This window comes from Lysobacter niastensis, from assembly GCF_031457115.1.
Classification (GTDB): domain Bacteria; phylum Pseudomonadota; class Gammaproteobacteria; order Xanthomonadales; family Xanthomonadaceae; genus Lysobacter_J; species Lysobacter_J niastensis_A.
Map to the genome: position 1 here is coordinate 93,625 of NZ_JAVDVY010000002.1, position 12,716 is coordinate 106,340.

The 12,716-nt window shown below is 66.3% G+C and carries 14 protein-coding genes; 9 read left to right on the forward strand and 5 right to left on the reverse strand.

Annotation, left to right across the window (positions count from 1 at the left end; all coding sequences use genetic code 11):
• The first annotated feature begins 12 nt into the window (after nt 1-12).
• Together J2X06_RS09565 and fdhD are read left to right on the forward strand one after the other, a co-directional pair.
• On the forward strand, nt 13-249 hold the full coding sequence (locus J2X06_RS09565) for a helix-turn-helix domain-containing protein (RefSeq protein WP_310061559.1): 237 nt from the start codon (nt 13-15) through the stop codon (nt 247-249).
• On the forward strand, nt 246-1,046 hold the full coding sequence (gene fdhD / locus J2X06_RS09570) for a formate dehydrogenase accessory sulfurtransferase FdhD (protein ID WP_310061561.1): 801 nt from the start codon (nt 246-248) through the stop codon (nt 1,044-1,046). Before J2X06_RS09565 ends, fdhD begins: the two co-directional genes overlap by 4 nt.
• A 5-nt stretch (nt 1,047-1,051) precedes the next feature.
• Here the strand turns inward: fdhD and J2X06_RS09575 are convergent, their stop codons facing one another.
• Nucleotides 1,052-2,926, reverse strand: coding sequence for an alpha/beta hydrolase family protein (locus J2X06_RS09575; RefSeq protein ID WP_310061563.1), 1,875 nt, complete (start codon nt 2,924-2,926; stop codon nt 1,052-1,054).
• Nucleotides 2,927-3,114: 188 nt separating this feature from the next.
• On the opposite strand from J2X06_RS09575, the gene J2X06_RS09580 reads away from it, so the two are divergent.
• A complete protein-coding gene (locus J2X06_RS09580) occupies nt 3,115-4,941 on the forward strand; it encodes a DUF885 domain-containing protein (RefSeq protein WP_430539561.1) in 1,827 nt (608 codons plus the stop codon).
• Nucleotides 4,942-5,071: 130 nt separating this feature from the next.
• Here J2X06_RS09580 and J2X06_RS09585 read toward each other — a convergent pair whose 3' ends face one another.
• Complete coding sequence (locus J2X06_RS09585) at nt 5,072-5,422, reverse strand: GFA family protein (RefSeq protein ID WP_310061566.1); 351 nt, start codon at nt 5,420-5,422, stop codon at nt 5,072-5,074.
• 138 nt (nt 5,423-5,560) lie between these two features.
• Between J2X06_RS09585 and J2X06_RS09590 the strand changes: the two genes are divergently transcribed.
• The 5 genes from J2X06_RS09590 (at nt 5,561) to J2X06_RS09610 (ending at nt 10,027) form a co-directional block, all read left to right on the forward strand.
• Entirely contained in the window at nt 5,561-5,986 is a 426-nt protein-coding gene (locus J2X06_RS09590) for a VOC family protein (RefSeq protein WP_310061568.1), read from the forward strand.
• Entirely contained in the window at nt 5,983-6,810 is an 828-nt protein-coding gene (locus J2X06_RS09595; protein ID WP_310063580.1) for a DUF72 domain-containing protein, read from the forward strand. The genes J2X06_RS09590 and J2X06_RS09595 overlap by 4 nt, the downstream gene beginning before the upstream one ends.
• A 100-nt stretch (nt 6,811-6,910) precedes the next feature.
• Entirely contained in the window at nt 6,911-7,891 is a 981-nt protein-coding gene (locus J2X06_RS09600) for an aldo/keto reductase (protein ID WP_310061571.1), read from the forward strand.
• Nucleotides 7,863-9,224 (forward strand): NTP/NDP exchange transporter, encoded by a 1,362-nt coding sequence (locus J2X06_RS09605; RefSeq protein WP_310061573.1) that lies wholly within the window; start codon nt 7,863-7,865, stop codon nt 9,222-9,224. Before J2X06_RS09600 ends, J2X06_RS09605 begins: the two co-directional genes overlap by 29 nt.
• A gap of 140 nt (nt 9,225-9,364) precedes the next feature.
• Nucleotides 9,365-10,027 (forward strand): peroxiredoxin, encoded by a 663-nt coding sequence (locus J2X06_RS09610; protein WP_310061575.1) that lies wholly within the window; start codon nt 9,365-9,367, stop codon nt 10,025-10,027.
• Between the two features lie 90 nt (nt 10,028-10,117).
• Here J2X06_RS09610 and J2X06_RS09615 read toward each other — a convergent pair whose 3' ends face one another.
• From J2X06_RS09615 to J2X06_RS09625, 3 genes are read right to left on the reverse strand one after another with little or no spacing between them, the layout of a single operon-like run.
• On the reverse strand, nt 10,118-10,348 hold the full coding sequence (locus tag J2X06_RS09615; RefSeq protein WP_310061578.1) for a cyclase: 231 nt from the start codon (nt 10,346-10,348) through the stop codon (nt 10,118-10,120).
• Nucleotides 10,349-10,352: 4 nt separating this feature from the next.
• Complete coding sequence (locus J2X06_RS09620; protein ID WP_310061581.1) at nt 10,353-11,249, reverse strand: DMT family transporter; 897 nt, start codon at nt 11,247-11,249, stop codon at nt 10,353-10,355.
• Nucleotides 11,250-11,287: 38 nt separating this feature from the next.
• On the reverse strand, nt 11,288-11,686 hold the full coding sequence (locus J2X06_RS09625; RefSeq protein ID WP_310061583.1) for a cupin domain-containing protein: 399 nt from the start codon (nt 11,684-11,686) through the stop codon (nt 11,288-11,290).
• 147 nt (nt 11,687-11,833) lie between these two features.
• On the opposite strand from J2X06_RS09625, the gene J2X06_RS09630 reads away from it, so the two are divergent.
• Complete coding sequence (locus tag J2X06_RS09630) at nt 11,834-12,715, forward strand: LysR substrate-binding domain-containing protein (protein ID WP_310061585.1); 882 nt, start codon at nt 11,834-11,836, stop codon at nt 12,713-12,715.
• Nucleotide 12,716: the final 1 nt, after the last annotated feature.

Sequence of the window (12,716 nt, forward strand, 5' to 3'; positions counted from 1 at the left end):
GGGCCACGGACGATGAGCGAGGATCCGGTGCTGTCGCTGCTGCGACTGCTGGCACAGGAGGATGGCCAGTCGATCCATCGTGTCGCCAAGCGGCTCGGGCTGGGCCTGAGCGAACTGCAGCGGCTGCTGGTGGCACTGGGAGGCGATCAGCGCTTCGACGGCCTGGACCTGGTCGAGCAACGCCAGGACGGCGAGCGCACGCTGCTATGGCTGACCGCAAAGGGACGGCAGTTATGCCAGCCGACATGAACGACGCCCTGCAACAGGTGGAAGCGCTGCGTCTGCGCGACGATGCCCGCGTGCCGCACGACGACCGCGTGATCGTCGAAGCGCCGGTGGCGCTGCTCTACAACGGCGAGTCCTTCGCCGTGATGATGGCCACGCCGCATGCGCTGGAGGATTTCGCGCTCGGTTTCGCCCTCAGCGAGGGCATCGTCGCCACGCCCGCTGAATTCCGACTGGTCGATGTCGTCCGCCACGAGGAAGGCATCGCCCTGCACGCGGCCATTCCGCAAGCCCGCTTCGATGCGCTGCAGGAGCGTCGCCGCGGGATGGAAGGTCGCAGCGGCTGCGGACTGTGCGGCGTCGAATCGCTGCAGGCGGCGTTGCGCCCTGTGCCGCGAGTCGGAGCGTCGCAAGCGGTGGCGCTGGGCGATATCCGCGCCGCGCTCGCGATGCTGGCGCAGCGGCAACCGCTCAACGCCCTCAGCGGCGGTGTGCACGCCGCCGGTTTCGCCCACGGTGGCCAGTTGCTGGTGCGCGAGGACGTCGGCCGGCACAACGCGCTCGACAAGCTGATCGGTGCGTTAGCCTTGCACGAACCCGCGCTCGCTCCCGCCGACGGCTTCCTCGTCATCACCTCGCGTGCTTCGTACGAGATCGTGCACAAGGCGGCCACCGCCGGCATCGGCCTGGTGGTGGCGATCTCCGCCCCGACCGACCTGGCCATCCGCACCGCCGACGACGCCGGTATGACGTTGGCGGCATTCGCGCGCGGCGAATCGGTCAACGTCTATACCCACTGCGACCGCATCCGCGCGAAGTGAGCCGTTCAGCGCTTGAGATCGACATCGAGGAACCAGAGCACCGTCTGATAGTACCTGCGGCGATTTTCATCGTCGTAGAACCCATGGGTCTCGTCGGGCGGGAAATAACCCTGGTATGGCTTGCCGACCGTATCCAGCGCGCGTCGCATCGCCCGCAAGTGCTCGGGCGAAACACGGCGGTCGCGCATGCCCTGCACCAGCATGACGTGGGCCCTGATCCGGTCGGCATGGGCCGTGGGCGAAGCATCGCGCAGTTGCGCCATGTCCTCGCCCAGCGCACGGTTGAGGAAGCGGCGGCCCCAGCGTGAGCGCTGCGTGTCGCCCCATCGGTACATCGTGGGCAGGTCGTATGGACCGGCCATGCCGATCACGCATCGGTACAGGTCGGGTTCGCGCACCGCGCCCATCAGGGCCGCATAGCCGCCATAGCTCTCGCCCCAGATGCAGATCCGCGACGCATCGATGCCGGCGCTGGCGATCGACCAGCGCGTGGCGTCGGTCAGGTCGTCCTGCATCGCGCGGCCCCATTGTTGGTAGCCCGCTTCCTCGAAATCGCGGCCGCGTCCCGACGAGCCGCGGAAGTTGACTCTCAGCACGGCATAGCCGCGCGTGGCCAGCATCTGCACGTCGTCGGAATAGACCCAGCCATCGGCGACGCCGAACGGGCCGCCGTGCGGCATCAACACCAGCGGATAGGGCCCCCCGCCTTCCGGCAAGGTCAACCAACCTTTCAACATGAGACCGTCGCGCGCCTTGAATTCCACCTCCCGAGTGGGACGCATGGACGCGCCGCGCAGCCACGGCCGGCTGCGGGCGAGCAGCTTGAGATCGCCGCTGGTGGTGTCGAGCAGGTAGAAGCGATCGGGTTCGGTGGAGCTGCTCACGGTAACCAGCGCGCTGCTCCCGTCGCGGCTGGCACTGGTCACGCGGGCCAGTTCGCCGGGAAACGCCGCCATCAGTTCCCGCATCAACGCGGCGTGCTGATGCCCGGGATCGAAGAAGCGGATCTGCGGCTTCAACCCACCGTAAACCGCACCGATGGGTTCGTGGCCGTCGAAGGACCACACCAGGCTGTCGGGATCGGACGTCTCGTCGGTGGCGACCACCGTGCGCTCGCCGCTGCGCAGGTCGATGCGCTCGATGACATCCGTGCCCTGTTTGCGCTCGCTCGACAGGAAGCCGAACCGCCTGTCGTAGCTGGTGCCGATCGGAGTTATCTCGACACCGCTGGTGTCCTCGTCGTTGATCAAGTCCCAGCGCCCGTCGCGGAGCAGGTACACCTGCTGGCGGTCGTCCGGGTCCCAGTTCCAGCTGAAGCGGACGGTGCCGGCACGATCGGCGAGGAAATCGGCATTGGGCACGGGCGCATCGACGATTTCCTCGCGCTCGCCGAGTCCGTCGGTTCGCGTCTTGCGTACGCGCGACCAGCAATCGTTCGCGGTGACCTTGCGGCAATCTGACGTCAGCACGTGCTCCGGATCGTCTATCAACGGGTCGATGACATTGCCCCAGAACGCGCGACCATGCCGGCCATCCACGTCGACCGATTGCAGGTTGTTCAGCTCGTAGGGCTGCTCCAGCGTGCCGAACTTCATCGAAATCGACGCAAACAGCCGCGTGTTCGAGACCCAGAACTCCGACTCGACGAAACCGTCCTTGCCCGGGTCGAGCCGGGCCGTGATCTGCATGTCGCTGCGCCTGACGATCACCAGCAACGTGCGGTCCTCGATCGGGACCCGGGCCGCCAGATAGTCACCCCCCGGCGATATCGACATCGACTCGTACTGCGGGCGCTTCAGGAAATCGTCGAGGGTGGGGCCTTCCGCCCGAGCCGCGCCCGCGAACGCCAGCCATGCGGCCAACAAGATGGTTTTTTTCACCATGTCCCCCTGTGACACGTGCTCTCCCTGCGCGAACGATATCCGGTCGATGGCGTCCTTGGCTCCACGAACCCACCGAACGGGCCCGACCCGCTCCGCGCGCCCCTCAACCAATGACCCATGTTGCCCAGCCCCCCGGAGCGATATCCTCGCCGGATCGCGGCGTTGCCGCCTGTCCGAGATCGTCCATGCATCCGTTGCGTCCGTCCCTGCTCGCCCTGGCCCTGCTCGGCGTCGGCCTTGCCGCCTGCAAGCCGCAGACCCCGGCTCCCAGCCAGCCCGCGGCCGAAGCCGCCCAGCCTGCCGCCACGTCCGACGCCGCGACCGATGCCAAGTTGAGCGAACTCTCCCGCCAGTGGCTCGACGGCTGGATGCCGCTCAATCCCGTCGCCGCCACCCAGATCGGCAAGCACGACTACGACGCCAAGCTCGACGACCTGAGTGCCTCGGGCCGGCAGAAGCTGGTCGACTTCAGCAAGAAGCTGCTGACCGAGCTCGACGCGATCGACTCCGGCAAGCTCTCGCGCGAGAACCAGATCGATGCGGCGATTCTGCGCAACCAGCTGCGCTCGGACATCTGGAACCTGGAAACCCTGCAAAGCTGGGCCTGGGATCCGCAGGTCTACAGCGGCCTGGCCGGCGGCGCGATCTACAACCTGATGGCGCGCGACTTCGCGCCGATGCCGCAGCGCCTGCGTTCGGCTACGGCGCGCATGGAGAAGATCCCGACGCTGTTCACGCAGATGCGCGAGAACCTCGACCCGGCACGCGTGCCGAAGATCCACGCCGAGACCGTCGCCAAGCAGAACGCCGGCCTGCTCAGCCTGATCGACGGACTGGTGATGCCGTACGCCGACCAGGTCCAGGGCGAGGACCGCAAGAAGCTCGACGAAGCCGTCGCCGGGCTGCGCAAGGCCGTCGCCGAGCAGCAGAAGTGGCTGGACGAAACCCTGGTGCCCAACGCCAAGGGCGACTTCCGCCTCGGCCAGACGCTGTACGACGAGAAGCTGCAGTACTCGCTCAACTCGTCGCTGTCGCGCGCAGAGATCAAGCAGCGCGCCGAGAGCGAACTCAAGCGCGTGCGCGGCGAGATGTACGCGATCGCGCAGACCGTGTTGAAGGACAAAGCCGGCGCGCCGGCGATGCCGGCCAACCCGACACCGGAGCAGCAGCAGAAGGCGATCGAAGCCGCGATGGAACTGGCCTACGCCGACCGCCCGGCACGCGACAAGGTGGTCGACTTCGCCAAGCAGACCCTGGCCGACGCGACCAAGTTCACGCGCGAGCACGACCTGGTCACGGTGCCCAACGATCCGGTCAAGGTCATCCTGATGCCGGAATTCCAGCGCGGCGTCGCGGTCGCCTACTGCGACTCGCCGGGCCCGCTCGACAAGGGCCTGGATACCTACTACGCGATCTCGCCGATTCCGGACGACTGGAGCAAGGAACAGGTCGACTCGTTCCTGCGCGAGTACAACAGCCGGATGATCCACCTGCTGTCGATCCACGAGGCGATGCCGGGCCATTACCTGGAGGGCGTGCACTCGGCCAAGTCGTACTCGGTGCTGCGCTCGGTGCTTCGTTCGGGCCTTTTCGCCGAGGGTTGGGCGGTCTACACCGAGGACATGATGGCCGACGCCGGCTATCTGGATAACGATCCGCTGTTCCGCCTGGTGCAGCTGAAGTTCTACCTGCGCACCATCGCCAACGCGATCCTCGACCAGGGCGTGCACGTCGACAACTGGACGCGCGAGCAGGCGATGGAACTGATGACCAAGCAGGCTTTCCAGCAGGAGCGCGAAGCCTCCGGAAAGTGGGTTCGCGCGCAGCTGACCTCGGCGCAGCTGCCGACCTACTTCGTTGGTGCGCAGGAGTTCTTCGACATGCGCAAGGCGGTGGAGGCGAAGATGGGCGACAAGTTCAACGCCAAGGCCTACCACGACAAGGTGCTGTCGTATGGCGCGCCACCTGTGCGTTTCGTACGCGAGATGATGCTGGACGAGCCGATCAAGTGACGACCTGAACGTCTGATCGCCAGAGCAAAGGGCCCTTCGGGGCCCTTTCTCTTTTTACGGAGACCTGGCGTCGTCCAGGCGCTCGCGGACGCGGATGGCAAGTCTTGCTTCCACCCGACGAAGTGCGGCTCTACCGCGAGCGTCCGTCATAGGGCACGACCTTCAATGAGGCCAAGTCGACACCCTCCAGGCAACGCACGTTGACGCACGCCATCGGGCTGCCGTCGGGCATCTTGCCTTCGCTGAAGGGCGAGATGCCGCAGGTGGGGCAGAAGTGATGGTCGATCTTGTGGGTGTTGAAGTGATAGGTGGCGTAGTCGGACTCCGGCGTCTTGAGTTTCAACGCCTTTCGCGGGACGAACCACAACAGCCCGCCGCGCCTGGAACACATCGAGCAGTTGCAGTCGAGCACCTGGTCGATCTCGCCCTCGACATCGTAGGCAATGCGTCCGCAATGACAGCTTCCGGTGTAAGTGGCCATGCCTGGATCCTGTTCCTGTAGGGGTGTTCCTGTAGGGACTGCGATTGTGCAACAGCCCGAACGGCATGGTGGTGCGGCGCGACATCGGCTTAACCCGGGTGCGGGCTATCCTTCCGCGCCTGATCTCCGGAGACGACCATGCCCTCCCCCCTCACCGGAAGCACCGTGATCCCCGCCCTGACCTACCGCGACGCGCCGGCGATGATCGAGTGGCTGTGCCGCGCGTTCGGGTTCGGGAAGCATGCCGTGTATGCCGACGGCGACGTGGTCCATCACGCCCAACTCGTCTACGGCACCGGGATGATCATGGTCGCCACCGCCGGCAAGGAAGGCGAGTGGGGCACGCGCATCGCCCAGCCCGACGAGATCGGCATGCGTGAGACGCAGAGTCCCTGCGTGATCGTCGCCGACGCGGATGCGCACTACGCCCAGGCCAAGGCCGCCGGCGCGAAGATCGAGATCGAGATCGCCGACCAGGCATACGGCGGTCGTGGCTATGCCTGCCGCGATCCGGAAGGCCACTTGTGGTGGTTCGGCACTTACAACCCATGGACGGAGACCTGATGGATCTGTTTTCCAATCCGCCCAAGCCCGTAGAAGGCATCCGCGTCGGCATAGGCGGCTGGACCTATGCGCCCTGGCGCGACAACTTCTATCCGAAGGGTCTGGTGCAACGGCGCGAGCTGGAATTCGCCAGCCGCCAACTCACCGCTATCGAGGTCAACGGCACCTACTACGGCATGCAGAAACCGGCGACCTACGCCAAGTGGGCGGCGGAGACGCCGGAAGGCTTCGTGTTCTCGGCGAAGGCACCGATGCGGATCATGCAGTCGCGCGCTCTGGCGAAAACCGGACCGCAGGTCGACGACTTCCTCGGCGGCATCGTCTCGCTCGGCGATCGGCTGGGGCCGATCGTCTGGCAGTTCGACGCGGGCCAGAAGATCGATCGCGACGAGTTCGCGCAGTTCGTCGAACTGCTTCCCGACGCGGTCGACGGACGCGCAATGCGCCATGTACTGGACGTTCGCGACCCGGCCTTCGTCGATGCCGACTTCGTCGCGCTCGCACGTCGCCACGGCATGGCCACGGTGTTCACCGATTCGCCGGACTATCCCTCCTTCGCCGATGTGACTGCTGATTTCGTTTATGCGCGCTTGATGCGCTCGCGCAGCGATGTCCCTACCGGCTATCCGGACGCCGAACTCGAACAGTGGAGCGGGCGTCTGCGTGAGTGGGCACGGGGCGGCGAGCCTGCCGACCTGCCCCGCCTCGCGCCGGCGACGGAGCCGCCGGCATCGCGCGAAGTGTTCGTGTTCTTCATCAGCAGCGCCAAGGAGCGCAACCCGGCCGCCGCGATGGCGCTGCTGAAAAGGCTCGGCGCCAGCTGAGCACGTCGGCAACGACCCTGCCTTACGGCACTGGCCGTTGCCATCCGCTAGGTCGAAGGTCAGCCGGGTTCGACGTTCCAATTCCAGGTGGGAGCAAGCCATGGCCAATCGTCGCGATTTCCTCACCACTGCCACCCTCGCCGCCGCGGGCGTCGCGTTGGCGCCGCTGGCCGCCTGCAGCCGCGAACAGAGCCAGCCCGCGTCGCCGGCAACTGCAACTGCGTCGGCCCCCGTTGCGCCCGCTGCCTTCAGCGGAACCTTGTTGACACGCGCGATCCCGTCCACCGGCGAAAAAATCCCCGTCATCGGCATGGGCACGTCCGGTAGTTTCGAAGTGGAAGGCGACGTCGATGCGCGCGCTTCGCTGCGCGAGGTGCTGGCGACTTTCGTAGCCGCAGGCGCGAAGCTGATCGATACCGCACCGACGTACTCCTCGGCCGAGGATGTGCTGGGTGATCTCGTCGCCGAATCCAAAGTGCGCGAACGGCTGTTCCTGGCCACCAAGTTGTCAGGCGTCACCGGCCGCAACGAGGGCCTGGCGCAGTTCCAGGACTCGCTGCGCCGGCTGAAGACCGACAAGGTCGAGTTGCTGCAGGTCCACAACCTGCGCGACACCGACACCCAGATCGCGCTGGCGCGTGAGCTCAAGCAGCAGGGCAAGATCCGCTACACCGGCCTGACCCACTACCGCGAGGACGGACAGGCACAGCTCGCGCAGGAGATGCGCAAGCACAAGCCCGATTTCATCCAGATCAACTACTCGCCGGTATCGCGCGGCATCGAGCAGACCATCCTGCCGATGGCCAGGGACCTCGGCATCGCAGTGATGATCAACCGAGCCTTCGAGGACGGCCGCCTCATCTCACAAGTCCGCGACAAGCCGCTGCCCACGTGGGCCAAGGACGTCGGTGCCGACTCCTGGGCGCAGCTGATCCTGAAGTTCGTGCTCAGCCCGGAGGCGGTGACTGTGGTGATCCCGGCCACGTCCAAGCCGCGGCATCAACTGGACAATCTGAAGGCGGGTACCGGCCCGATGCTCGACGATAAGCAGCGTGCCGCACTGGTCGCGGCGCTGGGCTGACGGTGCGATGAGCAAGGGCATGGCGTGGGTGGCACGGATCTTCGGCATTGCCGAAGACGAACTGGCGCCTGTACTGATTGCGCAGTTGGTCTTCTTCCTGCTGTTCGCTGCATATTTCATGTTGCGTCCGGTGCGCGAGACGATGGGGATTGCAGGTGGCGTGGAGAACCTGCAGTGGTTGTTCACCGGCACGTTCCTGGCGACGCTGGCGGCGATGCCGCTGTTCGGGTGGATCGCCGGACGCGTGCAGCGGCGTCGCATCCTGCCGTGGACGTTCGGGTTCTTCGCCGCCAACCTGATGCTGTTCGCGATCGGCTTCCGCTGGCAGCCGGAGAACCTGTGGATCGCGCGCACGTTCTACATCTGGATCTCGGTGTTCAACCTGATCGCCATCTCGGTGGTTTGGAGCGTGCTGGTCGACCTGATTCCCACCGCCCAGGCCAAGCGCGTGTTCGCGCTGATGGCCGCGGGCGCGAGCCTGGGCGGCCTGGTCGGTCCGCTGATCGGCATCGCGCTGGTCGAGCGGATCGGCCATGAGGGTTTGCTGTGGCTGGCTTCGGTCCTGCTGATCGCGGCCATCGTCGCGTCGCGGCAGTTGCAGCGCTGGCGCGACGCGCAGCCAGTGCATGAGGAATTGACCGCCAGCGCACGCCAGCGGCCGCTCGGCGGCAGCCCTTTCGCCGGTATCACCACGGTGCTGACATCGCCGTACCTGCTTGGCATTTCCGCGTTCGTGCTGCTACTGGCCAGCGTCAGCACGTTCCTTTATTTCGAGCAGGCGCGGCTGGTGGAGATGCACTTTCCGAACCGTGCCGACCAGACGCAGGTGTTCGGCACCATCGATTTCATCGTGCAGAGCCTGACGGTCGTCTCGCAGTTGTTCATCACCGGCAGGATCGTGCAGCGCCTGGGGATATGGGTGCTGCTGGTGGCCGTACCGGTGGTCACCATGCTGGGTTTTCTGTGGTTGGCATTGGCTCCGACGTTCGCGGTGCTGGCGGTGGTGATGGTGGTTCGCCGCTTTGGCGAGTACGCGTTCGTGCGGCCCGGTCGCGAGATGCTGTTCACCGTGGTGCCGACCGAAGCCAAGTACAAGGCCAAGAACTTCATCGACTCCGTGGTCTATCGCGGCGGCGACGCGGTCAGCGGTTGGGCCAAGACGCTGGTCGACATGCTGGCGCACCAACCCGCGATCGCCGCACTGGTGGGTGCCGCCATTGCCCTGACCTGGGCGTTGACGGGCGCGGGACTGGCTCGCGCGCAGCATCGCCTCGCCAATGCGTCCGGGGATGCCGGAAACGAAGGCCGTGCGCCCGAACGCCAGCGGATCTGAATACGCATTCGAGCTGCGCGCAACGGCGTAAGATCGCGACGGTGGCTGTCGAAGGGGTGCGCCGGCAAGGTCGGTCGCAGCCGCTGTGGGGAGCGCGGCGCCCGTGACGTGGCGCATCCGAGCTACTGCAGGAGTTGACCATGGCACTCAACATTGGCGAGACCGCCCCCGACTTCCAGGCCGATACCACCGAAGGCCGGATCTCCTTCCACGACTGGATCGGCGACAGCTGGTGCGTACTGTTTTCGCATCCCAAGGATTTCACGCCGGTCTGCACGACCGAACTGGGCTACATGGCGCGCATCAAGCCGGAGTTCGACAGGCGCAACGTCAAGGTGATCGGCCTGAGCGTGGACTCGGTGGACGATCACAAGCGCTGGGCGCGCGACATCCATGAAACCCAGGGCGTTGCGCCGAACTATCCGATGATCGGCGATCCGGAACTCAAGGTGGCCAAGGCCTACGGCATGCTGCCGGCCGAGACTCCCGGTACTGCGCAGGGCCGCACGCCAGCGGACAACCAGACCGTGCGCAATGTCTTCGTGATCGGTCCGGACAAGAAGATCAAGCTCGAGCTGATCTATCCGATGACCACCGGGCGCAATTTCGACGAAGTGCTTCGCGTGATCGATTCGATGCAGTTGACGGCCAAGCACAAGGTCGCGACACCGGTGAACTGGCAACCCGGCGAGGACGTGATCATTGCCGCGTCGGTGTCCGATGACGATGCCCGGCAGCTGTTCCCGGATGGTTGGACGGCGGAGAAGCCTTATATCCGGGTCGTGCACCAGCCGCGCGCGTGACGGCGCGAGTCATTGCTTCCTCTCCCGTCTTGCGGGAGAGGGTTGCCTCCAATTTGCTGATCTGCGAACAGCGCATTTGCCTCGATGGCTTCACGCGCGCCGCTTGTGCGCTTCCTCGATGATGCGCTTGTTGTCGATGCGAACGGTGCCGACCATCAACAGGCGCATGTCCTGGACGATGTAGTCGGCGAGCGCGGCGTCGTCGATGTCGTCGCCGTCGATATCCAGTCGGAAATCCCAGCCTTTGAGGCCGCCTCCATTGCTGAAGGCGATCTCGAAATCGAACACGACGCGCTTGTCGACCAATGACGTGTGCGCCATCGCATCACTTCCCGGCGCGCTGGCTCAGCGCCACGCTGCCCAGGATCATCGCGCCGGCGATGCCCATCGTCGCGGTCAGCGGCTCGTCCAGCAGCAACCACGCCCATGCCACGCCGAACACCGGGATCAGGTAGGTCACGGTGGAAGCACGGCCCGGGCCGATGCGCCCGATCAGCCGGTAGTACATGACGAAGGCCAGGCCCGTGCACAGCACGCCGAGCATGGCGGCGGAGAACCAGGACCTGGCCGGAATCGCCTGCTCGGGCCACTGCGCGATCGCGAACGGCAACGTCAGCAGCGCCGAAACTCCGAGCGTGGCCGATGCCACCGCCGCCGCCGGCAGGCCGGTCAGGTGCCGGCGCACGAGATTGAGGCCGAGACCGTAAAGGAAGGCCGCGCCCGCACCGGCCGCCACGGCCCAGCCGATGCTGGCGCCGGCGGTCTTGCCGCTGGCCAGCACCACCACGCCGGCGAAACCGACCAGCAACGCCATCACCCGACGTCCACCGATCTTCTCGCCGAAGAACAGGAAACCGACCAATGCGGTGAACAGCACCGTCATCGCGTTGGCAATCGCACCGACTCCTGCCGGGGCCCGCTGCGCCGCCCACGCGAACAGCATGAAGGGCACCGCCGAATTGATCGCGCCGATGATCGCCAGCTTTGGCCACAACTTCGCCGGGAACTGCGCACGCGCACGCCACAGGAACGGCAGCAGCACCAATGAGCCCAGCGCCAGGCGCACCTCGACCAGCGGCATCGCGCCGAAGTCGCGGGCGGCCACGCGCATGAAGAGGAACGAGGCGCCCCAGATCGCACCGAGCAGCGCGAGTTCGAGCGGTGTCAGCCAGCCACGCTCGCGCGTGTCGGAAAGGGGGGATGCCGTAGCGACGCTGTTCATCGAAACCTCGTGGGGGAGGATTGGTGTGGGTGACGCTCTCAGCCCTGTGTCGGATGGAAGCTGTGCGTGATCGAATCGGGACTGCCGCCGGCGGCGAGGAAGGCGCTGGTGCTGACGTTGAGGCCGATCAGGCGCACGCCCGATTCGGTGCGCGGCCGGTGGCGGCTGTCGGGCGCGAAGGCGACGTAGGTGCCGGCGCCGTAACGCGCCTCGCCCTCGATCACCTCGCCGCTGATGACGTAGAAAGACTCGCCGGTGTCGTGATGGTCGTAGTACGGCCATTGCGCACCGGGCGCCATGTCGACCACCCAGACGCGCACGCCAGGGTTGCTGGGCAGGTCGCGACGCGAGCAGCCCTCGCCGATCTCGATGGCGGGGACGTCGTCGATCGGCATCGCCTGCAGTTCATCATTGGAAAACACGCGCACCTCGCTCATCGCTTGCTCACGGATTCGGGACGGAACTGGCGGGCCTGCGCGACCCGACGACAATCTGGCTCTTGCCAAGCGTCTATTTTCCAGTGCCTCGCAAGCGCCACAAGCGCATACTTTGCCGGTCAGACACAAACCAGATTTGAGGCTCGTATGGCCCTGCGCGCGGACTGGCTACCGGCCCTGGCGGCGTTCGAATCGGCGGCCCGCCACCAGAACTTCGCCCATGCCGCCGAGGAACTGCACCTGACCGCCAGCGCGGTCAGCCACCATGTGCGCAAGCTCGAGGCGCGGCTGGGCGTGGCCCTGTTCCAGCGCCATGCGCGCGGGGTGTCCCTGACCGCCGAGGGCCGCCAGCTGGCCGACGCCGCCGGCAGCGCGATGGCCGACGTTGACGGCGTGCTGCGCAGCCTCCACGGCAGCCGCGACGAGCAGGATCGGGTGCGCATCACCACCCTGCACTCGCTGGTCTATACCTGGCTGATGCCGCGCCTGCCGGAGTTCCGGCAACGCCATCCGCACATCCGGATCAGCGTCGATACCGAGATCGCGCTGACGCGCTTCGACGAGGGTGGCCCCGACCTGGGCATCCGCCACGGTCCCGGCCATTGGCCCGGGCTGACCGCGCACCTGCTGATGGACGACCGGCTGTTCCCCGTCGTCGCGCCGACCTACCCGGGACTGGACGCGGTCAGCGAGCCCGCCCATATCGCGCGACTGCCGCTGATCTCCGACCACGCCCGCCAGGGCTGGCACGACTGGTTCCGGCACGCCGGTGTACACGGCCCCAAGCTCGAAGAGCGCTACACCTTCAGCGACAGCACCGACGCGATGAGCGCGGCCGCGTTCGGACTGGGTGCCGTGCTGGCACGCGAACGCATCGCGCAGCCTTACCTCGACAGCGGGCGGCTGCAGCGCCTGCCCGGCCCGGCATTGACGGCGCGCTGGAGTTATTTCGTGGTGTACCCGTCGCATCGCCGGCTTCGCCCGGCGGCGCAGGCGTTTGTGGACTGGGTGCTGACCCAGGTCGTTTGAG